This window comes from Leptothoe spongobia TAU-MAC 1115 (assembly GCF_018739885.1).
Lineage (GTDB): Bacteria > Cyanobacteriota > Cyanobacteriia > Phormidesmidales > Phormidesmidaceae > Leptothoe > Leptothoe spongobia.
Genome location: NZ_JADOES010000001.1, coordinates 124490 through 148654, shown reverse-complemented (window position 1 = coordinate 148654; position 24165 = coordinate 124490). Strand labels below are relative to the sequence as shown.

22 protein-coding genes and 1 pseudogene are annotated in these 24165 nt (G+C 47.1%); 9 read left to right on the top strand and 14 right to left on the bottom strand.

The annotated features are described in order from the left end of the window. Positions 1-37: 37 nt before the first annotated feature. The gene (locus IXB50_RS00755; protein ID WP_215607016.1) at positions 38-1243 is read right to left on the bottom strand and encodes a site-specific integrase; all 1206 of its coding nucleotides are present in this window, start codon (positions 1241-1243) and stop codon (positions 38-40) included. Positions 1244-1356: 113 nt separating this feature from the next. Here IXB50_RS00755 and hemH point away from each other — a divergent pair, with 113 nt between their 5' ends. Then, positions 1357-2520 (top strand): ferrochelatase, encoded by a 1164-nt coding sequence (gene hemH / locus IXB50_RS00750; protein WP_215607015.1) that lies wholly within the window; start codon positions 1357-1359, stop codon positions 2518-2520. A gap of 161 nt (positions 2521-2681) precedes the next feature. Here the strand turns inward: hemH and IXB50_RS00745 are convergent, their stop codons facing one another. Continuing rightward, positions 2682-3239 (bottom strand): DUF4126 domain-containing protein, encoded by a 558-nt coding sequence (locus tag IXB50_RS00745; protein WP_215607014.1) that lies wholly within the window; start codon positions 3237-3239, stop codon positions 2682-2684. A gap of 199 nt (positions 3240-3438) precedes the next feature. Between IXB50_RS00745 and IXB50_RS00740 the strand changes: the two genes are divergently transcribed. Next, positions 3439-4041 (top strand): rhomboid family intramembrane serine protease, encoded by a 603-nt coding sequence (locus IXB50_RS00740; protein WP_215607013.1) that lies wholly within the window; start codon positions 3439-3441, stop codon positions 4039-4041. Here the strand turns inward: IXB50_RS00740 and hrcA are convergent. From hrcA to IXB50_RS00725, 3 genes are all read right to left on the bottom strand, one after another. After that, a complete protein-coding gene (gene hrcA / locus IXB50_RS00735; protein WP_215607012.1) occupies positions 3999-5087 on the bottom strand; it encodes a heat-inducible transcriptional repressor HrcA in 1089 nt (362 codons plus the stop codon). The genes IXB50_RS00740 and hrcA overlap by 43 nt on opposite strands. Before the next feature lie 225 nt (positions 5088-5312). Beyond that, entirely contained in the window at positions 5313-5792 is a 480-nt protein-coding gene (locus IXB50_RS00730) for a 2Fe-2S iron-sulfur cluster-binding protein (protein WP_215607011.1), read from the bottom strand. Positions 5793-5869: 77 nt separating this feature from the next. Beyond that, positions 5870-6775 (bottom strand): hypothetical protein, encoded by a 906-nt coding sequence (locus IXB50_RS00725; protein ID WP_215607010.1) that lies wholly within the window; start codon positions 6773-6775, stop codon positions 5870-5872. Between the two features lie 338 nt (positions 6776-7113). Between IXB50_RS00725 and IXB50_RS00720 the strand changes: the two genes are divergently transcribed. The 3 genes and pseudogenes from IXB50_RS00720 (at position 7114) to IXB50_RS00715 (ending at position 10332) form a co-directional block, all read left to right on the top strand. Next, a complete protein-coding gene (locus tag IXB50_RS00720; protein WP_215607009.1) occupies positions 7114-8154 on the top strand; it encodes a LysR family transcriptional regulator in 1041 nt (346 codons plus the stop codon). Between the two features lie 81 nt (positions 8155-8235). Then, positions 8236-8340 (top strand): annotated as a pseudogene (locus IXB50_RS22700) (4-Cys prefix domain-containing protein); the annotation flags it as partial. Between the two features lie 30 nt (positions 8341-8370). Beyond that, the gene (locus IXB50_RS00715; protein ID WP_215607008.1) at positions 8371-10332 is read left to right on the top strand and encodes a protein kinase domain-containing protein; all 1962 of its coding nucleotides are present in this window, start codon (positions 8371-8373) and stop codon (positions 10330-10332) included. 119 nt (positions 10333-10451) lie between these two features. On the opposite strand, the gene IXB50_RS00710 is transcribed toward IXB50_RS00715, so the two are convergent. Continuing rightward, entirely contained in the window at positions 10452-11156 is a 705-nt protein-coding gene (locus IXB50_RS00710; protein ID WP_215607007.1) for a Crp/Fnr family transcriptional regulator, read from the bottom strand. 729 nt (positions 11157-11885) lie between these two features. Between IXB50_RS00710 and IXB50_RS00705 the strand changes: the two genes are divergently transcribed. Both IXB50_RS00705 and IXB50_RS00700 read left to right on the top strand, forming a co-directional pair. Then, a complete protein-coding gene (locus IXB50_RS00705) occupies positions 11886-12452 on the top strand; it encodes a hypothetical protein (protein ID WP_215607006.1) in 567 nt (188 codons plus the stop codon). A 571-nt stretch (positions 12453-13023) separates the two neighbouring features. Beyond that, positions 13024-13935 (top strand): cation diffusion facilitator family transporter, encoded by a 912-nt coding sequence (locus IXB50_RS00700; RefSeq protein ID WP_215607005.1) that lies wholly within the window; start codon positions 13024-13026, stop codon positions 13933-13935. Positions 13936-13944: 9 nt separating this feature from the next. Here the strand turns inward: IXB50_RS00700 and IXB50_RS00695 are convergent, their stop codons facing one another. Together IXB50_RS00695 and IXB50_RS00690 are read right to left on the bottom strand one after the other, a co-directional pair. Further along, positions 13945-14247: a ubiquitin carboxyl-terminal hydrolase family protein gene (locus IXB50_RS00695; protein ID WP_215607004.1), complete on the bottom strand. Its 303-nt coding sequence runs from the start codon at positions 14245-14247 to the stop codon at positions 13945-13947. A 111-nt stretch (positions 14248-14358) separates the two neighbouring features. Next, complete coding sequence (locus IXB50_RS00690) at positions 14359-15021, bottom strand: HAD family hydrolase (RefSeq protein ID WP_215607003.1); 663 nt, start codon at positions 15019-15021, stop codon at positions 14359-14361. A gap of 448 nt (positions 15022-15469) precedes the next feature. On the opposite strand from IXB50_RS00690, the gene IXB50_RS00685 reads away from it, so the two are divergent. Both IXB50_RS00685 and dcd read left to right on the top strand, forming a co-directional pair. Continuing rightward, the gene (locus IXB50_RS00685) at positions 15470-16057 is read left to right on the top strand and encodes a cob(I)yrinic acid a,c-diamide adenosyltransferase (protein ID WP_215607002.1); all 588 of its coding nucleotides are present in this window, start codon (positions 15470-15472) and stop codon (positions 16055-16057) included. Then, a complete protein-coding gene (gene dcd, locus IXB50_RS00680; protein WP_215607001.1) occupies positions 16058-16651 on the top strand; it encodes a dCTP deaminase in 594 nt (197 codons plus the stop codon). A 4-nt stretch (positions 16652-16655) separates the two neighbouring features. Here the strand turns inward: dcd and IXB50_RS00675 are convergent, their stop codons facing one another. The 6 genes from IXB50_RS00675 to pilM all read right to left on the bottom strand — a co-directional run bounded on the left by IXB50_RS00675 (position 16656) and on the right by pilM (position 23572). After that, positions 16656-17966: an FAD-dependent oxidoreductase gene (locus tag IXB50_RS00675; protein WP_215607000.1), complete on the bottom strand. Its 1311-nt coding sequence runs from the start codon at positions 17964-17966 to the stop codon at positions 16656-16658. 146 nt (positions 17967-18112) lie between these two features. Next, on the bottom strand, positions 18113-18409 hold the full coding sequence (locus IXB50_RS00670) for an HU family DNA-binding protein (RefSeq protein ID WP_326520695.1): 297 nt from the start codon (positions 18407-18409) through the stop codon (positions 18113-18115). A gap of 296 nt (positions 18410-18705) precedes the next feature. Beyond that, positions 18706-20766: an AMIN domain-containing protein gene (locus tag IXB50_RS00665; RefSeq protein WP_215606998.1), complete on the bottom strand. Its 2061-nt coding sequence runs from the start codon at positions 20764-20766 to the stop codon at positions 18706-18708. Positions 20767-20870: 104 nt separating this feature from the next. Continuing rightward, positions 20871-21683 carry a type 4a pilus biogenesis protein PilO gene (locus IXB50_RS00660; RefSeq protein WP_215606997.1) on the bottom strand — a complete coding sequence of 271 codons (813 nt, stop codon included), beginning with the start codon at positions 21681-21683 and terminating at the stop codon, positions 20871-20873. Then, positions 21683-22465 (bottom strand): PilN domain-containing protein, encoded by a 783-nt coding sequence (locus IXB50_RS00655; protein ID WP_215606996.1) that lies wholly within the window; start codon positions 22463-22465, stop codon positions 21683-21685. The genes IXB50_RS00660 and IXB50_RS00655 overlap by 1 nt, the downstream gene beginning before the upstream one ends. Before the next feature lie 3 nt (positions 22466-22468). Further along, entirely contained in the window at positions 22469-23572 is a 1104-nt protein-coding gene (pilM, locus tag IXB50_RS00650) for a type IV pilus assembly protein PilM (protein WP_215606995.1), read from the bottom strand. Between the last annotated feature and the right edge of the window lie 593 nt (positions 23573-24165).

Genomic DNA, 24165 nt, shown 5'->3' with positions numbered 1-24165 from the left:
GTCAATTCGATTTGTAGGCGCGTTCCATGCAACACCCCTACATAGGGGCAGAAATTTTATTCTTCGCCAACGCCGCTTGCACTGCCGCTTGCTGATCGCGGTGGGTCATCCAACGGTGATAGGTGCGATTGTGTACCTGCACCGAATGACCCATCATTCTGGCGGCGACGGCATCGGGTAGGCCTATTAATATAGTGCGTACGGCCCAAGCATGACGGAGATCATAGGGGGAAAACGGGATTTTGTAGCGGCGAAACTGGGTGGTGACTTGCTGGCCCACGCGCTGCAGTGTAGTGGTATCTAGATCCGTATTGATCTGAGGCAGTTCGCCATTGGCGAGGTCAAAGCGCTCGACCCATTCGGGGTAAAAGGGCCAAACTTCATGGCGTCCAGTTTTGGTAGTTTCGTGGACAATGATTTCGGCATGGGATGTGGGTTCTAATGAGTCGGCGCGTTGGCGAAGCCGCTCCCGAGGAGCATCGCAAAAGAACACCTCATGATTACGCAACCCATAGGTAGCCATCATGCCATAGACATATCGCCAGCGAGGATTTTTGAGACTGTCATAGATTTCGACGATCTGATCATCGGAGGGCAGATTTCTGAGCTGAGTTTGACTGTTGCCATAGTTGCCCCAAAAGGATTTCAAATCCGTCGGTAAATCTAGATTTAGAAACTCAGCTAGGGCCGCCAGGGCAGTGCAGCAGATCTGACGACTACGAGAATTGGCCTTAGTACTTTGCACCGTGGCATAGATCGCTTCGGGCAAGCTCAGGCTATTGTGACGTTCTGCTGTGGCATGTAGCTTTCGCAAGTAGGGGACGTAAGCTTTTTTCCAGGTGGTTTGAATAGACGCAGCGGATGAATCAGAACGGCGTGTTTCAAAGAAATGACGCTCAAAGGCATCGATCTGAGCCGATAGATCAGCTCCTGCCATCCGCAGACCAGCTACAGGACCAAGGTAGTCGCGCCAGTCAAAAATATTTTGTAGGAGCTGGGCTGCAATAATTTTAGCCGTTTGCTCACATTGCTTCAGACCAGCCTTGGTCGCGGGCAACTTGAGCGGCACCCGCTGTTGATAGGGGCGTAGTTTTGGACTTCCAGGCCTTGGTGGCAATGTCCCCCGTAGATTTAGCCGATCACCACGCCGCTCGATTTGAAGTCCCAGCTGGGCTGCCTTCAGGCGTTGATTGACCTGGCTTAACGACTTATCGAGAGGATGTTTAGCTGCCAACTCAGCCATACTAAATGAAAAAAATTCTCAACTTCTATAAATCTTGTATGCCTATAGGAGGAGTTAGTTGTTACGATAAGTCAAGATCATTAAAACTTCGTTTAAAAGGTAAAAGCGCCGTCATGGGTCGTACTGGAGTCTTATTACTTAATCTTGGAGGTCCCGAGCAGCTAGAGGACGTACGTCCTTTTCTGTTCAACCTGTTTGCTGACCCAGAGATTATCCGACTCCCATTTCCTTGGCTACAAAAGCCACTAGCCTGGTTAATTTCTACGAGTCGGGCCAGCAAGTCCCAAGACAATTATAAGGAAATTGGCGGTGGCTCTCCTCTACGGCGCATCACCGAGGAACAGGGGACGGCCCTTAAAGAATACCTGCAAAATCTCGGACGCGATGTCAAAATTTACATTGGCATGCGTTATTGGTATCCCTTCACCGAAGAAGCCGTTGCCCAAATTAAGCAAGACGGCATCGAAGAGCTAGTTATTCTGCCTCTATATCCCCAGTTTTCTATCAGTACCAGTGGTTCCAGCTTTCGCTTATTAGATAAGCTCTGGCAAGATGATCCCGCTCTTCAGAAGATTGACTACACTCTGATTCCATCTTGGTACAACAGCCCTGGTTATGTGAGAGCCATGGCGGACCTGATTATTCAAACCATCGATAAATTACCAAACCCAGATGGTGGTCACATTTTCTTTAGTGCCCATGGTGTACCGGTCAGCTATGTCGAAGAGGCAGGTGATCCTTATCAGAAGGAGATGGAGCACTGCGTTGACTTAATCATGCAAGCAGTCAATCGCCCCAATGACTTTACCCTCGCTTACCAAAGTCGAGTGGGTCCTGTCGAATGGTTGCAACCTTATACCGAAGACGCGATTAAAGAGTTAGCGGAAAAGGGTGTGGATGATCTGGTAGTTGTCCCCATTAGCTTTGTGTCTGAGCATATTGAAACATTGCAAGAAATCGATATTGAGTATCGTGAGCTAGCCGAAGAGGCTGGGATCAAAGGATTTCACCGAGTCCCTGCCCTTAATACCTACCCTGTATTTATTGAAGATATGGGTAACATGGTGGTCAATGCACTGGAATCTCCCCGTAAACTATTTTCCGATGCCGCCCAGTTACAAAAGCAGGTACGGATTTACCCTCAGGACAAGTCTGCTTGGGGGCTAACACCTTTTGCTGAGGTCTGGAATGGCCGCCTCGCCATGGTGGGCTTTCTCGCACTCCTGTTAGAAATGGTCAGTGGTCACGGCCCATTGCATATTGCGGGGCTGATGTAGTTAAGTTATCGAGTGAATAAAAAGGTGTGGCTTCAACGAAGTTGAAGCCACACCTTTTTGGTTATTGCTGATTTACAGAATAAACCTAACTATTACAATCGTTATTTTTCTGAATTTGGTAGCTGAGCTGATAACGGGGAGTAGCAATGCCTAATTTTTGCTTATCTCTTTTTCGTCTGCCATTGTCGCCAGACCACTGAACTGCGGATGGCAATCCAAAGTAAAAATAGGGCAATCAGCCCTCCCTGTTCAGGAGCATCAAATGCAAAGAAAACTAGGCATACACACAGCGCATCTTCGAAAAACATGAACCAGACAGGTGGGCTGTTAAAGCGATACAGCCAGCCCACTTGTACCATTTGGATCACCAGGGCTAGTGCCCCACCCGTCATCGCTAAGAGGGCAAGTAGCCAGCTGTCGGAAATATTGGCAAAACGCGCGATCGCAAGTCCAGCAATTGTTCCGACAAACGGACTAACAAATAACTCTGCACTTTGCAAAAAGCGACGACTGACCCGATCTTTTGAAATTGTCAGCTCCAGCAACGACCAAATCACCAGGATAATCACCACCAATACCTGGGGGATATTCGCCAAAATTGGCACCGTTGACCACAGTTGCTCGCCTGAAAACAGACCAATGAGCAACAATGGCAACGCTAGACGTAGACCGGTAGCGGCCGAAATTGAAAGTACTGCAAGCAGTTCTGGAATGATCACGTCGTTTATATCAATGGAGAGAAAGGAACCAAACTTGAAATAAACAAGGGTGATGCAGGTAAGGGCTGGTAGAAATGCAATCTTGAAGGACGAGCAAAGGCAACTTTAGAGCAGTTGGCTTACCCTAGAGCTAGCAGCTGTTGCCAGGCTCTTATTTTCAATAGGCTGCCCAATTCTTAAGTTCATGCCATCTCGATATATGTCATCTGATCGCCCTTTACTATCTGAGCTGAAATCTGCGACTATTGCTCGATTTCAGCTGTTGAGTATCGTTTTGATATCCCTATGGTCTATTGAGATTATAGATTTTTTAATGTTTGGAGGCCGTCTCGATGGATACGGTATTCGTCCGCGTTCTCTGAGTGGGTTGTGGGGCATACCCCTGGCACCCTTACTGCACGGTGGCTTCAGACATTTAATTGCCAATACAGTGCCGTTGCTAACCCTGAGCTGGTGGGTAATGATGCGTTCTATGGGGACATGGTTGATGGCCACCGTCATGATTACACTTCTGGGCGGAGCTAGCACATGGCTACTTGCTCGGGGTGGCTCAGTACATATTGGTGCTAGTGGTCTTATCTTTGGCTATCTGGGATTTCTGGTAGCGCGGGGCTATTTTGAGCGGACGATGGGTGCGATCGCAATTTCCTTATTTGTCTTGATCACCTATGGCGCGATGTTCTGGGGAGTCTTTCCCAGCCAACCAGGGATTTCCTGGGAAAGCCACCTATTTGGCTTTATCAGTGGCATTATTGCGGCCTACTGGTTGACATCCAAACCTGACATAATCTCTGACAGATAGCTGGAGGTAGCCTCAACCGCAGCAATCGTATTTTCATAGAGCATCCGCGTCGGTCCCATCACACCAACGCTACCCAGCGGCATTGAGTCTCGGTTGTAGGTGGCTGAAATCAACGCACAGCCTTGCATTGGTTCCAGAGGGTTTTCCTCTCCAATCCAAATTTTGAGTGGGTAGCTATCATCCGAGCACATCAAGGGCCATAGCTGTTCTCGACCATCGGCTAATAGGGCCACCAGATTACGCAGTTGACTTTGCTCCGCAAACTCCGGTTGATTGAGCACATCGGTCACCCCCGTAACCAGAATGTGGGTCTGAGGCTGACGCTTGCGCTGGGTCAAATCATCAATTGCCTGGCATAGCGCCAATACATGATGTTCTGCAGTATCCACCTCATCCCAATCTAGACTTGAAATTTCAGATAGCGGTCTACCACATAGCTGTGTCGTCAAAAAGTTAGATAGAATTTGCAACTCGCGTTCAAGCACTCCATCATCTTGGGTAGTCCCTACACCAGTAGTGCCCCTGGGCAAACGTACCACTATGGATTCAGTGCCGTAACCATCCAGCACCACTACCAACAACACTTGCTCCGTTGAAATGGGCACAAGTTGCAAATGTTTGACCATCATGTTTTCTGACCGTGGCATGGTTACAAGCGCCACGTAGCCACTGAGGTGAGCCAATATTTGAGCTGCTTCTTGTAGTAAAGCCTCTACACTCCATCCTTGCCAATTAAGCTGCTGAGTCAATAACCGATCAATCCGTTGGGCCGTCGGTTTAGACGGTTTAATCAGCTCGTCCACATAGAGCCTATACCCAGAATCAGAGGGCACCCGTCCCGCTGAGGTATGGGGCTGATATAAAAAACCCGATCGTTCCAATGCCCCCATCACATTGCGAATGGTGGCCGCACTGACATTTAGATCAAAGGCTTCCAAAAGTGCCTTTGAACCAACCGGTTCCGCTGTCGATACATAGTGACGCACCGTTGCACGCATCACTTGTTGCTGACGGGAATTCAGACCAATAGATTGCTCAACAGCCATCAATATGAAAAACGCAAGTAGTCAAAATCTTTTAATAAAGATATTAGATTGCATTTACAAAAAAGTCTTTGAAGACTTGAAGTGTAAATATATCGTTACGAATTGCGATTGACCGTGTTTCTGATTTTTTCGCATTTTTCCCTGACATCCGTGCACGCGATCGCGTTATTTAATATATCCCTCCTCTGACCTGTACCTACTTTCTACATGTCATCCGGTCAGGAGTTAATTGCTGTGTTTGAAGTAGTCATTCAAATTGAGGTCCTTACTATTTTCAATCTGACGCATCATGGATCGGGTGATAAGCTTGCCTTGTTCTACCAAAACCTTACCCGTCAATGGATGTAACAGATCTTGAGCAGCCCGTCGACCAATTAATGACTCAATATCTTTAATGGAGTTTACATACATACCGGGGGGGACCTCTACAATCACCCCGTTACCCATTACCCTAGCCTGGCAAGCTAGACGGGAATTTCCTTTGCAAGATGTGATGATTGCCAGCGTACGCTGTTCCCGTCGACTGATAGGTGTGAGTGAGCCCATACCATCGTTCACATAGACATGACAGGTGGCACACATCCCTCGCCCACCGCATTCTTTTAAGACCGTCAGCTCCTGATGTAATAACACTGATAACAGATTGCCGTTTGTTTCAACGGCACTTTCCTGGGCAATAGGTTCTAAGCGAACTGTTTTCACCATAGAAATAAGTGTCTTAAGTATCTAAATATCGAGAACTCCATCAACATTTCAACCTAGGGCAGTGGCTTAGTCGAAACTTAAATGGACTCTGAGTTAGCCCCTTGCTCCTCCTCTCCGAATAGCAGCTGCCAATACTGTTCAGGCAATGTCTGCTCAACTAATCCATCGTAGTCCCGAATAATACGGGTGCATCGTTGGTGAAACCGTTGAGTCCATAGTCGTACATCCGCCAATTGCTCTGGGGATAGCTGACGTTCCATATCTGCAACACTGATGGTGCCATCATTACCAATGGAAAATATACTCATTGAAGCTACACTTTGCAGCGTACGCCAATGATTAGCCACCAACTGTGTCCCCAGATATCGAATCGTTACCTGACTTAAGCTATTCATCGCAGCGACAATATCGGCCAGATTGGCCTTGGGCAGATGGGCTGAGGATGGAAAACGTGTTTCCTCCCCCTCAGTCTTGATCGCTTGAATGCTTTCAACCAGAGCTGAATAGTCAGCTTTGATAAACTGCATGAGTTCGCTGACGGCCTTGGAATATTGGCTGGAAAGCTGACCTTCACTAAGAATAAGCAACACAGCGTCACTCTCTACTTTATGCAACTCCACCTGGTATGGTCCAAATTGAAACTCACAAAATTCTAAAAATGCAGGTGTGGTCCCAATAATCTGCTGAATGCCTTGGATCAACATAGGTTGTTGTTCAGGTCCATTGCCTTGAGCAAACCCAACACTGTAAGCATTGCCCAAGGATTCCTCTTGGTCCAAAGGCATTAAGCTGAAGCCAATAATACCGGGCAGATTTAGAAAGTTTTGGATCAACTGGCACTGCATATAAATAGAGTTAGAGCAGGTATGACATAAACCACATCCAAGTTGAAGCTGATAGTGACCACTACCGCACACATTCAGGCTGGACGCAGGCAAGGTTAAACCATGTTGCTGAGGATCAAGATGGATGGGATTGGACAAATAGCATCTCAACAGACCGGGATATCTGCTAAATCAGCAACGGCAAATAAACCACGAATTAGGCTGCCCTTATATCAACAGCGGTGAATCGATTGCTTTCTCTCAAAGATTTCCTCACAAACGATTACTTAGTGAACGTTTTGAGTTATTCTCCCTTCATAAGGAATGATGAAACTACACATCATGTAGACTCTAACGTGCTAGCACGTTTGCTAGTCTGCTTGTTCGGTAGCAACAGGGTTACTCTATCTGATTACGTACAGATGTTTTTCCCATAGTTCCTACTCAATCGTGCCAAGGGTTTTGCTTAAAATACTGGCGTTGATACCCTAACCGTTATGTCTGACCTCCCGTTTACGTTAGATCAACTGCGCATTCTAAAGGCGATTGCTGCGGAGGGTAGTTTTAAGCGAGCTGCCGATAGCCTTTACGTATCTCAGCCTGCCGTGAGTCTACAGGTACAAAACTTAGAGCGCCAGTTAGATGTGCCGCTGTTTGATCGTGGGGGTAGACGGGCTCAGCTGACAGAGGCTGGTTATCTGCTTTTGGAATATGGCGATCGCATCCTTAGTTTGTGTCAGGAAACGTGTCGTGCCATCGAGGATCTACAAAAACTACAAGGTGGCACCCTCATTGTCGGAGCCAGTCAAACTACGGGTACCTATTTGCTGCCAAGGATGATTGGCTTGTTTCGTCAGCGTTATCCCGATGTAGCTGTACAGCTTCACGTCCATTCTACCCGTCGCACCTCTTGGAGTGTGGGCAACGGCCAAATTGATCTAGCGATTATCGGTGGGGAAGTACCGTCAGAGCTACAGGATTCGTTAGAAATTATTCCCTACGCCGAAGATGAATTGGCCTTGATTATGCCAGTATTTCATCCATTAGCAAGTAGCCAGGCTATTCAGCGAGAGGATCTCTACAAGCTCAAGTTTATTTCCCTGGATTCTCAGTCCACAATTCGAAAGGTGATTGACCAGGTGTTGACACGCTGTGGTATCGAAACTCGAAGACTACGCATCGAGATGGAATTGAATTCTATCGAGGCTATCAAAAACGCTGTTCAATCAGGGCTGGGGGTGGCCTTTGTATCGATCTCAGCTATTGAGAAAGAACTCCAGATGGGGGTGCTGCATCGCGCCAAGATTGATTCGGTGGTGGTCAAACGTACGTTGTCAGTTATTTTTAACCCCAACCGTTACCGATCGACTGCGGCAGGTGCATTTACAAAAGAAATTTTGCCCCAGTTTACTAAGCGGGAAATTGACTTTGACCATCGGCCAGATCGCAAGAAAAATGGTGGCAATCCACCCCCTCCTGCTAAGCCCACTGCTAATGGGCAGCCCATGGATAAGAAAAACGTGGAAGAGAACGGCTAAGCTTCAGGTAGGCTTACTTTTAGGCGTTGCTAGCTTATTCTTAGGCGTTGCCACTTTAATGCGTCGTCACGTTGTTGCTCCATGCAATTACACTGTACTCGGCCTGGATGTTCTCGGCCAGTTAATCCTCATCCAAATCTAAAGGATTCAATTCGAACAGTCTCGCAGTTGTTTTGTACAAACTGTGGGATGCCGTTAATGCTAAGGGGGCGCTATTTGCCCCAGCGACTTTTGGGACAGGGTGGTTTTGGCTCTGCATTTTATGCGTGCGATCGCGATACTCCTGCTCTGAGGCCCTGTGTCGTTAAATTATTCCAACCCTCAGCCCAGCTCAATCAACAACAACTCCAGATCGCCCAGCAGTTGTTTGCCCGAGAAGCAGAAGTCCTAGAACGCCTGGGTAATCAGCATCCTCAAATCCCCGATCTCTTTGCCTATTTCCCCATCGTGGTGAAATCACCCTCATCAGGCAAGGACGAAGAATACTTTTACTTAGTCCAAGAATTCATTGATGGAGAAGACCTAGAGCAAATCCTAGAACGACGAGACACACTCCCTGAGGGGGCCGTCAAAGCTATTCTGGTTTCCATTTTACAAGTTCTAGAGTTTGTCCACAGTAACGGGGCAATTCATCGCGATATCAAACCGTCTAACATCATGAAGACGGTTGATAATCAGCTATATCTCTTGGATTTTGGCGCAGTTAAACAGGTCACTGGGGCTGCAGCTACCCAATCAACCGGTATTTACACCACAGGCTATGCTCCACCGGAGCAAGTGACCGGTGGTCAGGTTTTTCCTGCATCTGATCTCTACTCCTTAGCCGTCACCTGCATTGTTTTGCTAACTGGGAAAGAAACCACGGAGCTATTTGATAGCTATAGCAATCGTTGGCTCTGGCAAAATCACGTCACCCTGCAAGATAGCCATCTAGCCACCGTACTCAATAAACTGCTCAACGCTAGTCCTCAAGACCGATACAGCAATGCTGAAGATACATTAAAAGCCCTCATGGTTGGCCCCTCTACTCCCAATCTCTCTCAGCCACAACAATCATCAATCCCTAGCCCACTTCCAACTGCAGCTCCACCGCCGCCTATCCCCGTAGCTCCTTCGACCTCCGCACCCATAGCAGCAGCACCGTCTCCGCCTATGGCTAAATCTTCCTCCCCCAAACCAATTGCAACTCGACAGCCCAAACTAGGCTTTTTACGTCCCTGGATGCTGGGGTTAGTCTTATTGGCAGCTGTGCTAGGAGGGGGAAGCTGGCTCATCAAACAAGAAGGCTTATTTGGTATTGGTACACCGCAGCTATCAGGCATTACGCCAGTTAGTAACTTTCAGGATGTGGAAATCCTCCCCGGACAATATAGATATGGAGGCAGTACAACTTGGGCTCCCATTCGAGGCGTAATTGATCCTAGATTGCAGCAAGTCATTCCAGGACTAGAGTTGATTTATCAAGCTCCCACTAATCAATCCGCTGGATCATCTGCGGGGATCCAAATGCTGCTCAATGGTGAGTTAGATTTTGCTCAAACATCCCGTCCCCTGACCTCAGAAGAAAAACGACAAGCCAAACAGCAGGGCATTACCTTAGAAGAATTTCCTGTCGCCATCGAGGGGGTGGCTATTGTCACCCATCCAGAACTATCGATTGCGAATATCAGTCAGACGGAATTGCGGAATATTTACACCGGGCGGATCGATAACTGGCAGCAAGTGGGTGGACCTGATTTGCCCATTGTCCCCATTTCTCGCAATGATATAGGCGGCACCGTCAGCTTCTTTAGTAAGACCATACTCAATGGCGAAGCATTAGCCAGCAATGTACAGCGCAGCGTTAATACAACCGAAGCCTTGCGACTAACGGCAAATACCCCAGGCTCTATCTATTTTGCATCAGCACCAGAAGTCGTTGCCCAATGCACAGTCAAGCCCATCTCTATCGATCAACAGCCTCCTTATCAGCCTCCTTACATTGATTTGCAGAACTGTCCCAGGCAGCGCAATCAACCAAACCTTGATGGCTTTGCCTCTGGGGACTACCCTCTGACACGTAAGATTTATATCGTGAGTAATGCCGATGCTCCCATTGGTCGAGCCTATGCGCAGCTGATTTTATCGGAAGAAGGACAATCAACCTTAGCTGCCGTAGGGTTTGCCCGACTCAGGTAGTTTGGCAAGATATGTATTCGACACACAACACCCTTTAAAGAGACTGTAGAGACCTTGCCTGCAAGGTCTCTACAGTCTCTTTAGAATTTATCGATTCCTTTTTTGAAGAATTTTCTACCTTATCCCTGCTGCTTGAGACTAGAACCAAACGGAATACTGATGAGATTCTCACCATGGCTTTGAATCAAACCACGCTGACGTAATTTACCCATTAGACGAGTAACCGTCACGCGAGTAGAGCCGATGGCGCTACCAATTTGAGCATGGGTTAGTGGAAAAGGCAGATAATAACCATGGTCATAAGGTTCACCGTACTCATCCACAAGCAGAGTTAAAAAGCCCAACAGACGATCGATAGTGCGGCGTTGCCCCAGGGTACTTAACCATAACAATTTACGCTGATGCTGACGACGAAATGCATCTAACACCTCACGACGGAAATGAGGCCAGGTATCCAAGTCATTCCAGTAGAGCCAGACAATCGTAGTTTGATCCACATGGGAAAAGCTCTGGAGAGTAAATGGCGGCTGGGCCACAATCTCGAAGGGTTGTCCCGCTCCAACAAACCCCAGAAATGCCTCCTCTGCTGCAACCAAAGGCACTCTAGCCGAAGAACTCTTTTGCTGCTTGAGCGTGGCGCTAACCTGAGCACTCCCCACCAAACGCACAGCTCCCTGCTGCACTAGATAAAGCAGTCCCGGACGTGTCGGAATCCGCTCATCCTTGCTAAACGTCCGACATCGGTAGTGCTCTTGAGCCCAATCAAGAATCCGTTGCCATACATGAAATGGCCGAGCATCATCTGCTGGGATAGATGAGGACATGGAAAAGGTGCTGGAAGTTGTCGATAGTTCAGATAGTGTCATTTACCTAGTGTCAAGCCATAGAGTTTTTAGCCAAAACAAATAGTCTGGAAAGCTTTCGATTGTAAGAAAACCCCAGCCCTCGATGCGCCCTGCAAGCAGTCAGTTATGAAAATTAAAAAGAAATATCTTAAATGCCCTATGTCAACAGCTAAGGAGCCTTTGTATCTGTCAACCGTAAAACCACGATCAGTATACGAAACAAATACATCAAGTACATTAATACAAACGACTGATCTGATTGGCATCCCGAAATTGACTTCTTTATATTTACTTCAGCTTTTGTTGAAGTGGATTATTGAAATCCAATATGGATTTTTACAATCCAACCTGAAATCTATATTGCAGTCAAAAAAAGGGGTGAACAGAGCAAGCTCTGTACATTTACCCAGTTAATACAAATATGACATGGTTTCGTTAAAACGGACATTAATGTCTGACTTAGCTTCCTCGATTGAAGTTCTTAATCACATCAATCAAGAATTATCTACGTCAAACCTTCATACTCCTCTTAGATATTCAGCAGTTTTATTAAGCATCGGTAAAACCACACATATTTGTCATCAGAATATTCCCTTAAAAAAAATTCATTGTAGAGAAACGGTTACATATGTTTCTGCAATTCCACTGAAGTTAGAAAAAATCTGGCAGCAACCTGTCGGTGAAATTGCATCTAGGATATTGGCTTTTTTGCAAAATCAAACAATGCAGCCAATATGGTCAAGTATTCGTACGAATGATGATGGCTGGCTAGAGTTTGTCATTTCTCAGTATGGAATCGAGCAATGGCGACAGCGTCTAATTCAACAGTCACTGCCAACTCTTGAGGTGACATCAGAGCATAAGCTGCCATTGCCTATATCGGTTGAAAATCTATGGAAATTGCAGTCTGGATATGAGCTTTGCTGTCGATGGCAAAACTTACATCATCAGATGGGTCTGTGGGAAACGCACGACCAGATTGCTTCCATGGAAGCAAATAATGTTTTTTCTACGGGGTTTCAAGTGCCATCCCCTCACCTACACACATTGATTCATGGCTTGTTGGATATTTGCGATCGCTGGGACGAGGCCAAACCACCCCAGCTCTTGCAGCAAGCGAACCAATTGATACAAGCATTAGAGCAATGCACTGCCATAACCAGACCAGCCTCACCAGCAGCTAAAGAAATCAACCATTGGCTAGCACCGACTCAAATTGTCCTAAAACAACTGCTACATGAGAGGTTGAGCTATCACATGGCAGCGCATTTTTGATTGTTTAGACATAGAAATTTGGAACGGGGCTGACAAATTCCGCAATATGCCCTAAACTCATAGATGTGTGTGAGGAGCGAACCAGTAAGGGTACCGAGACGAAACACGGCCAGTCGTCGGTACCCTTTCTGCTTTTAAATTTTTTGACAATGCTTTCTCGGCGCACTAATGCCTGCAGGCATCGATAGGCAGCATCCACTCCAAATAGACACCTATCGCCAACAAGATTTTGCTATTACTAATTTAGAGGGTGATCGCTCTGTTAGAAATGCTTATGTATGACAGGTTCATCCATGGGGCGACAGATTCTACCTGGTAAGCCTGAACAAAAACTGGGGGCAACCGGCTCTGAATTTCAAGCATACTTACATTTACGCTGGTAACTAACTAAAATCAGCATTTTTTTATTTCTCCACTAGTTTTGATGACAATCTGCTCACCGTGCTATGGTCCCTTGGCAGGGGACGCGTCTTTTTAGCAGGGACATGTCCCTTGGCAGGGATACGTCCCTTGGCAGGGATACGTCCCTTGGCCGGGATATGTCATTGAATATGCTCTGGTTGATTCCCCCATGGTCATAGACGCTGGGCAACAACGGCAAACATGCTATCGCCTGTTGCTCATGATGTTGTGGGCTAACTTGGTGATTTTGACAATTGAGGTAACGGCTGGTTGGGCCAGTCAATCGCTTTGCCTGTTAGCAGAATCCTTACACACACTAATCGATGTTTTTAGCACGACGCTGAGTTTGACTGCAGTGGCATCATCCCAACGTCCCCTGGGCCGAGAAATATGGGGCCATGGTCGAGGAGAGGTCGGTGGGGCCTTGATCTTAGCCGCCCTATTGGGATTCTTTGGAGTCAGCATTTTGATCGTCACCGTAGGTCAATTCGAAGCGGCGATGAAGGGAAGCACATTACCCTTTCCGGTGGAAGTCACGGTTGCCCTCATGCAGCTAATGGCGGCTATGGTAGCCATTGCCTTGACGTTGGCACTACTGGTGTCTTACCAAGGTCGATATTTGCCTAGTGTGGGACTCAAGCTCACTACCCAACATGTGTTGAGTGATGGCTGGCTGAGTATGGCAATGTTGCTGGGTTTGGTGGGTATTTGGCGCGGTCATACCTGGCTCGATCCGCTGATTGCGATCGCACTGACTATACTCACCCTCCACAGTTTCTGGCGTGTCCTTAATACACAACTGCCCATGTTGCTACGGCCCACTGCCATTGCCCCCGAGGCTATCGCTCAGGTTGTCACCACCGTCGAAGGCGTCACTCGTTGCAACCGTATTCGTTCACGTGGCATGGTCGGGCGTCAAGTCTGGATCGAGCTCTATCTAGCTGTCCACCCAGAATTTCTCGGCATGGCCCGCACCATTGGAGAACGGGTAGAAAGTGCTTTACGGCATCATTACGGACCCGTCAGCGCCCAAATTTGGGTAGAGCAAGACTATTCATTACCGGTACGAAATTATTATTAGTCCCACCGACTACTTTTCGATCTTCGTCGCATTTGTCAACTCCACCAAATGATTCGCAAATTCCTCAATTGCCTGCTGATTATTGGACGCAAACATGCGAGCCATCATGGCAATGGCGGCTAAACGCTTTAACCGTTGGTGTAGGGTTTGGATACTGGAACCATCGGTGTTGGCCTGTAGGTCTGAGCTGAGATCATCAAGTTCGAGCAGCACATCCTCACGCTGCTCTTTCGGAAAGGCTTGGGCTAGGTGACGTAAACTGGCCAGACGGTCCTGAACGGTTTGAGGCTGATCGTCAGCAGCATTGCTCATGATTGAAACTTGAAACTAATCCATTCTTAACATTTAAGAGTTTGCCGAATTCTTGCAACTCTCCAACCATGACAAAGATGTTATGGCTCAAATATAAGCATCCCCTATTCTTCAAGCTAGCACCTGCTTGGTGATATAGGTCAACAATCGACTATCGGTAAAGTCGGGAATTGTGAATAGCGCTCCAAAGTCACAGAGAGTAGCGTCACTATGGGTGGATGTTACTCCAATTGTAGGAATGCCTGCAGCTACAGCTGCCTTGACTCCAGTGGGAGAATCCTCAAACACAAGCGCTTCGCTTGGTTGTAATTCCAGCTGATCTAAAGCCGTTTGGTATGGCAGAGGATCGGGTTTTCCCCTAGGCAAATCATCAGCGATGATCACCGGCTCAAAAATATTGCTTAAGGCCAAGGTCTTAAGCATAAACTCTGTATTGGGACGAGGAGCATTGGTAACCAGGGCAATGGCATATCCCTGATGCTCAATATGATGCAAGAAATCGGTCAGGCCTGGCATACGTTGCAGTTGGTTAGCGGCCAATGCTCGAAACTCAGCTTCTTTGTCAGCGCTAAAGGCTATGCCCTCATCCACGGAAAACTGAGGCAGCAGGTCTCGCACAATATCAGGGTTAAGACGACCGCTGATAAATCGGTCGTAAAATACCTGATCCACACTATGACCATGGGGAGCTAGCAACGTTTGCCACACTTGAAAGTGAATTGGATCAGTATGAGCAAGGGTGCCGTCCAGATCAAATACAACCGCTTTTAGCATGGGGTAGAGTTTCTTAAGAAATGATGTCACTTTTTGACCATAGCCTGCTTTGGTGGTTGATAGTTGTGTCAGTGCTATCCTAAAGCTCCGCGATGGGACGATGGCCTATTGACCAGTGCCGATGAGGTGCTCTATGAAAAAACGGGTTAAAGCAGACAAAGTGGGTGTGGTTGTTGCGATCGCAACTTTCACAATAGTTACAATCGTCGCTCTAGCCTCCTCAGCTTTGTTTCATCCTGTGTAAGATTTCAGGACAAGATTTTACGGTGGTTGTATTTATTTATAGGGCTATTACCTATAAATAAATAATATTGTTGGGCAATATCCATGGTGTAAAAATCATCATGTTAAGCCGCTGACTAAATCTGACATGTATGCGATATATTTATCGACGTATGCGCTATATTTAGGGCGCTAATGAATAAACTGCTACTAGATATAGCGTTTTATGGTTCAACAGCTGAGGGTAAATCACAATCCCCGTCGTCTATCTCGAATACCCGCTGCCTCTGATCCCAGGCCCAGAATTGCTAAAGGAGATCGTCACCCATTTTTACAAGCCATTGAAGGCTCGCTACAGGTGTTTACCTCTGTTCATCGTAGTTTTTTCACTAATGTGATGGTTCAAGCCCTACGCTCTGCCGATCAGGGTATGTCAGTGCTAGTGGCTCAGTTTCTTAAAGGCGGAATTGATCAGGGGCCGGAGCATATGACTCAAATGGGTCAAAATTTAGACTGGGTACGCTGCGGGTATTCTGGCTGCATCTTTGAAAACACCGATGATGCCCAAGCCGCTGTGAATGAACTGTGGGACTACGTCAAATCAGTTGTACAGGATGACAAGTATAGCCTCGTGATGTTGGACGAGTTGAGTCTTGCCATTGATTACGGACTGATTCCCGAGACTGAAGTACTTGAACTACTTGAACAGCGTCCTTCTCAAATGGATATCATTTTGACAGGGCCCAAAATGCCCTATTCAATCCTATCGATGGCCGATCAGGTCACCGAGTTCCGTCGCGAGTTTTTGCCCTAAATGATCAAAAATGATGCATGGATCCATACAATGGCCAATGAAGGGATGATTGCTCCCTTTGAGCCTGCCTTAGTCAGGAGAATAGAACTCAGTGGCAGCAGTGTACCTGTGATTAGCTATGGTCTATCCTCCTTTGGTTACGATATTCGTCTATCCCCTAAAGAGTTTCGAATCTTTCGCCACATACCTGGCACTGTCATCGATCCCAAACACTTCAATCCAGAAAATTTAGAGCCGACCCAACTACGTACCGATGAGAATGGCAGCTACTTTATTTTGCCAGCTCACTCCTATGGATTAGGGGTTGCCTTAGAACGTCTGGCCATTCCCGAGAACATCACTACTATTTGCATTGGTAAAAGTACTTATGCCCGCTGTGGCATTATCGCTAACCTCACGCCAGCTGAAGCAGGTTGGCGTGGTTACCTGACCCTGGAATTTTCTAACTCTTCTAGTGCTGACTGTCGTATCTATGCCAGTGAGGGGGTGGTGCAGCTGTTATTTTTAGAGGGTGATCCCTGCCAAGTGAGCTACGAAACCCGTCAGGGTAAGTATCAGGATCAACCAGAAGTTGTTACCCTAGCCAAGGTTTGATTTCCTAGATTGATCGCCGCAGATTAAACCAATTTTCTGCCCAATCTCGCCGCCATTGCCCTTCATTCCAGTGACGGCTTTTCCATTGGTCAGCGGCCTGATAGATAGCATCGAACAGTGTGCCAGGTATAACCCTAGCTATTTGTCGACTCAGCGTTCCCATCGTTGGTTGGTTTCCCAAAGTCGCAACGACAGTAGCTGCCTCCTCCCCCATCAGGTGTACACCTACAATTCGTGATCCGTGGGTAATGAGTTTGCAGAAATTAGTCTGGGCTGGATGCTTAGCCATCTCTGGCAAGCAAGATGCCTGAACTACCTCTACTGCAGCAGCGCCATAGTGTTCTTTCGCTTGGCGCTCAGTCAGGCCCCAATGACCGATGGGTGACAGTAGATTAATCCCATAAAATGCCTGCCGATAGTCCATGGCGTGCCGTCGTCCAAAAAGTGCATTTTCTAGGGCAATCATCGTTTCTTGCTGAGTTAACTCAGTCCGATTTTCTCCCCCCAGACTGCCACCGCTCACGTAGATTTGGGAGCAGTTTGTTTGCAAATATCGATTTGTAGCTATGGGCTTTCCGGTCATAATGCCGAGATTTTCTAGCCCCAAAGTTTCCCAAGCAAAAGGTTGAGGCACTACCACGAAAAGATCAGCATCATCGTTTGGAATAACACCATCCCTCAGACACTCCTTGGTATGCACTATGTTTATGCTCAAGCTTTTCAGTTGCGCACTAACGAGTCGTTGAATATCGTGATCCTCTGCTGGTAAAAGCACCTGCTCCAGTAGAATCAGCGTTACCGTAGCGAAACGACTCAGGGCATAGGCCCATTCAACAGCCATAGCTCCATGACCAACCAAAGCAATTCGTTGCGGAATTGCATCAAGCTGCATCAGTCGATGACATAACCAGTTATTTTGAAGCATGCCAGATGTTGACATACCATATCCGTCGGTCAGTAAATAACGACTGGCTTTGAGGTATCGGCTAGCTAGCTTTAGCTTCAGATTCCCTATAAACCTAGCAGGTTCAAGAATCACGTCGATCCCTTGGGTTCTGAGGATCGTTGGAGACAGTTCAGTATGCTCACACTGGAAACCAACCCAATCGCGCAGGGTGGGCCATGTTCCTAAATCTTCCTTGAGGTTGGCACTGTGAAGAGCATGCCAGAGATGCCGAGTTACATCATTGTCTCGCCAGGCTTGGGAGATCAGAGCAACACGGGCACCTCTACGAACAGCAGTATAGGCAGCCAGACGACTGCCTATACTGCCACCTAGAATTGCTAAATCGTAATCCGTACTATGGTCAGGCAACCCCTTGAATTAATATAAAAACTATAAAGTAGTGCCGCTACAGCTAGAAGTAAATCGAGGCCATCATCCAGGATAGTCCGAGAGAAAACCTTTGATACTTAAGTGCCACAGCGACACTACCTATTTTGAATTAGGGATAAACTTGATTATTTCTTAGCAACCATTTCCTTAAATAACTTACCGGCGGAAAAAGCGGGCACAGTCGTAGCTGGGATAACCATGGTATCCCCAGTTTTAGGATTACGACCTTCACGCTCTTTACGATGGCGGGGCTCAAAGGAACCAAACCCAACCAGCGTCACTTTATCCCCACTAGAAACCGCTTCCATAATGGACTCAATTGCTGCAGAAATGACTGCGTCAGCCTGTTTTTTAGTAACAGAGGCTTTTTCAGACACCTTGTCCACAAGTTCACCTTTATTCATCTTTGTCTCCTCGCAGATTAAAACCAATGAATGAACTATGCCCACCGTTGGACAAATCGTTAAAGAAACATAAGGAAAATCTCAACAAATCGCTGAAACCCTTGAAGCCTCATGTTTTCTCTGCACTATTCTAAGGGGTGCTTTACCCGTATGGATCTATAAAACATTGAATTTATATGGATTTCAGCGATTTTTAGGAAAGTTCATAGGATCTATCCTTAGTCAAGGTATGATATCTCATGAAAAATCCTCTGAAAGCCCTTCTATAAAAGAGTTTCAGAGGATTTTTTAAATGTTACGGAGACTAACGAAAATTACTCATCTTCTCCCAATAGCTCTCGCACATCTTCCCCAGGTGTGTAGCTATAGCCATAGATACTTTGATCTGAGTCATCCAAAACTTGAGGCGTCAACAGGACAATCAATTCTTGACGCTCATTCGTAGTATCAGTGTCACGGAACAGCGCACCAATGATCGGCAAATCGCCTAAGATTGGCACCTTGCGAATACTGGTAGCATCGGTGTCCTGGATAATCCCAGACAGAACTAGAGTTTGACCATCACGCACCCGAATTTGGCCGGAGGATAATGCTCGGGTGGAAATTGGAATTACAAAATCATTTCCGCCTAAATCAAATTGTGCTCCTGGAGAAGAAATGGTGGGTGCAACAGACAAAGACACAAAGCCATTATCATCGATGCGATCAACATTAACCGCCAGAGTCAGTCCTACATCTACCAATTGAACCGCTCTTTCATTAGTGACGACGCCACTATCACTAATGACAGCGTTAGTCACACTTTCGTTAATGACCTCCTCAACTAAGTTAACTGAGGCGTCCTGGCCTTCTTGAATAATCAGTGTTGGATCGGTAATTATCTTGGAATTACCATTGGTAATGGTGGCCTCAAGAGCTGCAATAAAGTTTCTCGCAACATTCAAAGGGTTATTATTAAAGGCCAGCGTTAGAAGCCCATTCGTTTGGTCAGCAAAGGTGTCATCGACACCAAAGGAAAAGCTAGTGTCAAATCGCTCCATCGCTGAAAGATTCACATCGATCACACGGACATTAACAGCAACCTGACGCCGACGTAGATCCAGCTGCACGAGCTGCGTTGTCGCAATTTCAACTTGACGAGGCGTACCCACTAGCGTTACAGAACTCGTACGAGCATCACCAATCACCTGCAATCCCCGCAATAGAGGCGGTGAATCCTCATAATCAGCCCGCAAGATTTCAATGCTTGTCTCTAGCTCAGTTCTTTCAACTTGTTCGACTTCTTCACCCACATCGATCGTTGATTCAACTGTTTCAATTTCTTGCACGTCGGTAAATGCACTTTCAGCTCCCATGAACACTAAGAAGTTCACGGCACTGGCTACATCCACCTGATTCAGACGAACACTGCGCACGGTCAAATTACGTGCAGATTGGGGCAATCGAGGACCGACAAAAATCGTCCGACCGATACGATTTGCCTCCAATCCAGAGATTTGTAAGACATAATTGAAAACATTTTGCACGGGCTCATCTTCAATGTCCAAGGTGATCTGGGTATCGACAGCAGCAGCCCCTTCTCCACCAGCACCTGCTTCAGTAAATGCCAGGTTAAGCCCAGCAGCACGAGCCAACAAGGATAATGCCTCACGAGCAGTTGCATCCCTCAGGACCAACCGAGGCACACGCTCAGCCGTACCCAAGTCAATCACATCTAAACTCGCACCAATTTCAGATACAGCAATATCACCTACTGGTGGCGGAACAGCCTGGGGTAAAAACGGGGGTGCGCCATTTAACGAAGGAGCTGCCACTGGATTACCGTCAATAATCACTTCAGGGTTAGGAACCAGGACATCCGGTGTATCTGTGTCTGTGTCTGCCTGAGCAATGTGAGCTGGCAACAGTGATTCGTCAGTTACTGTTTCAATGGCATCAGGAAGCTCACTTGGCTGTGGAGTAGCATTTGGTCGAGTATCCAAACTAACCAGTAATCCCTGACCATTGACCTTCTGCAAATCGGCAACTGGAGCTTTGTCCGCCCCCTTAATTGTCAATCGCACCGTATTCTCATTCAGGGTTTCTAATTGAATCGACTGAATAGCAGGATCAGGGCTTTGCTTGTTGTAAGCCTTACTCCGGGGTAACGCTAACTGAGTATTCGTAATATCTGCCTGCAGAAGATTGTCTCGCCGGACAGCAAAGATCTGAGGAGTGTCACCGCCTTTGGTTGAAAGCAGCAGCTCCATACCAGTTTTAGTTGCTTTGAGTTCAACATCCTGAATGGCTGTAGCAGCGGCTTCAGCAGACTGGGCTGTGAGGACGCTCAGCGCTCCGCCAACAATTAAACTTCCAAGTTTGAAAAAGCGTTTCACAGTTCACTCCTTAATCTTAATTAGCGTACGTCAATGCCTGGGGAATAAAATCTCGGGAAATTGGGGACAGGGGTTACAAACGTTATGGGCTGTTTATATTTTGCCTATTGGGCTGCTTCACCCTCAGCCGGCGGAGGCGGTGGAGCTATCACCGGTGGAACCGAGGGATCACCAGTGGGAATTAGCGCATCCACGGCAAATGTTGAGGTTATTTGCTGTTTTGGCTGCCCCACCACTTGACCTTGGTTGTTAAGAACGGTTTCAGTCACAGCCTCAGATGATGAGAGAGAAAAATCTTTGAGCAATAGCAAAGGCTCTAATCGCTCAATATTGCCCAGGATCGACTGAGTCTGAGCAAAATCGCCCGAAAAATCAACACTGTAGGTTTGACGCTTGAGCTTACCGTCAACCTCTGCGCCTAGACTACCGTCTTGGACAATAACTTCTCCAGCGGGGTCAAATCTTTTCAGCTGAGCCTCAATCAAAATTGGAGGAATACCCCGAGCCTTAATCTGGTTACGGGCAGCACCGATCGAAGCATTGCTATTTTTGATCCGCTGATTGATATCTAGTAGCAGGGTATCCATAGAGGACTCATCCGCAAATAAGGAGTAGACATTACGACGCTGTACCAGGGCGGCATCGCGTTCTTCCTCAAGGTTGGCAATTTCCTCTAGTCGTTCCGCTTGGTTAGCTAGCTGTTGTTCTTTCTCAGCAATATCGGTTCTCAGTTCTTGATTGCTTTGCCGTACAGGCTGTACAAATCGTTGAAACAAGAATATAGCTAAACCTATACCAGCTAACGCAGCCAAAATGCCTAACACTTTGGGGGTTAGCTCAATACCAAAGACAACAGGATTTGACGGCTCATCATACAGGTCATCTTCGGCTGGGATAAAGTCTCCGCTTAATGTCATTATTCGAGCACTCCTGTTTCTAAAAGGGCTTTTAACCTAGAGGAAAGACCTACAGACGCTTGCTGATTTTCCAGTTCAGCAAGTAGACGATCAAACTGTTCGGTAGATACACTTTTGATATTGCCAGCGATCGTATAGTCGACTAGCTGAGTGGGCTCGTCACGCTGAGCTTCGCCTGGACAACGACCCAAGACATCACCGCCCAGAGTGGAGGTATTTAATTTAACGGTTTCACTCTCTAGGAAGGGGGAGTTTTTGAGTGTCAGAAGAAAATCATTGACATCGTCAAAAGAACAGGCCGTGCCATTAATGCTAATGCCCCCTGCTTCAGGCGCTACAGGAGCTTCCCCTCCGGGGGGAGTGATTGCTTCGCCACCGGTCTGACTGACTTGTGACAACTGAGCTCGGGTCGGGATTCGATTTTGGATATCCTTCACTATGGCTGACCAGGGTCGAATCTTAGTAAAGACTCCTGCTAAAGCACGGCTTTCTGAGCGCGCTGCTTCTGTTTCTGCTTTGATCTGCTCGACTTGGGCTAGCTTTGCCTGTAGCTCAGTGAGTTGAGCATCCAGCTCAGCCTGTTTTGTCTGTAAAGTAGATTCTTGATATTTAAGGAATCCAAAAAATCCACCTACACCGGCTAACGCGGCTACCAAAACCCCAACACCAATGGCAATGGGAGTGCGATCGCTAGTTGACTGCCTAACAACAGCCGACGATTGAGTTGCCAATACAGGCCGCTCTTCACGATCATTGAGAAAGTTGATATCAATGCTGTACATGTTCTAAACCTCCCGCAGACCCAATCCAAGAACTGTTGCTAACCCAGGACGCTGAGCTTCGGCAATATCATCACCCAACTCCAGCGATAGCGCCTCAATCGGATCGATCGGGCTAGCTGGCAAACTCAACCGTTGGGCAAAGAACTCATCCAGTTGACCAATGGCACTGCCTGGCCCTGCCAATAGCAGCTGGGCAACCTCCATGTCTTCTCCCTGATTTAAGTAAAAGTCAATGGAGCGTCGGAGCTCATCGGATAGCTCACCCAATACTCTGAGCATGGCCGCTGTACCTGGGTTAGTCCCACCAGCCATCTGGGGAGCCCCCATACTATCCATCGGCGTTGCCGGTACAGTCATCCCTTGCAGCAATTCTGTATTGCGAGTTGGGGGTAAATTCATCGCGCGACTGAGTGCGCTTTGAATCTGAAACGTCCCAATAGGAACTGTCCGGGAGAAATGGGGAATGCCGTCAACAACAATTGAGATTTCGGTACTCTCAAACTGAATATCAACAATGGCAGCCGCTTCTTGGGGAGTGAACTGTCGCAACTGCTCACGGATGGTTCGAATCAGCGCAAAGCTGCTGGTCTCAACCACATCTAGATTGAGGCCAGCCTGCTGAAATGTTTCCATGTAAGCATCGGTGACCTCTTTTTTGACTGCCACCAACAACACCTGAACTTTCTCAATCCCATCCTCATCGACAAAGAAGCCCAGCTTTTGATAATCCACATCAGCTTCTTCTCGAGGAAACGGCAGATATAGACTGGCTTCCTGGTTGAGTACCATCTCACGCAGTTCGTTATCGTCTAACTCTGCTGGTACCGGAATTACCCGCGTAATTGCCCGACCAGGAACAGCCGTCGTGGCCCGTTTCACCCTTAACTTGCTTTCTGTCAAAGCAGACCGAATGGCATCAGCCATCGCTGCCGTATCAATGATTTGACCCTCCTCAAAAATGCCTTCTGGAATCTCAGCAGAGGCGAGAGTTTCTAATTTTAACTTCTGCCCTTGCTTCCGCAAGCGGGCTACGTTGACCCGTTCGGGCGTGAGTTCAACACCAACGCCTGGGGCTTTTCTTGAAAATAGCGACTTTAAACTATTCACAGCGTTATCCGGTCAAAATGTTATCCGGTTGTGGAAGGCAATTTGCATGAGGCAGAGCCAAGCAATTTAAATTAAGCAGAGCCCAATTCTTTAGTTTGGCGGAGACTAATACTTTGATATGAATTTTTGCTCACGCATCGTACACAATTTGTGCAGGAATGGCCAGCTATCGCCAAAGCATAGAGAGGTTGGTGTCAATACTGCCCTAAAAAGATGAAAAAACATACACCATTTTGAATTGATTTTTTGGCCACCTTGCAAGAGTGAAAAACCAGCTGTAGTCAGGGTCCCTTTGAAACTAAACGTTTAAGCATGGACCGTTTTTACACCCAGCTCAAATCATTTCATTGCAGATTGTTAACTGCTTCAATAACTGAAAGTTTTTGATTGGCATGCTTTTAAATTCCATCTAAATCATTTCATTGCAGATTTTAACTCCCTTGAATGCTTTAGCTTAGGCCTTAATTTATACATCGGCTTTTAACCCAATCACCCTCAACTCACGAAAAGGAAAATCGCCTCAAGAGAGAAAGTAAGTGATTTTTTACGAGCGATATTACACGCAATTGGCTAAATTGATCACACGATTTCTA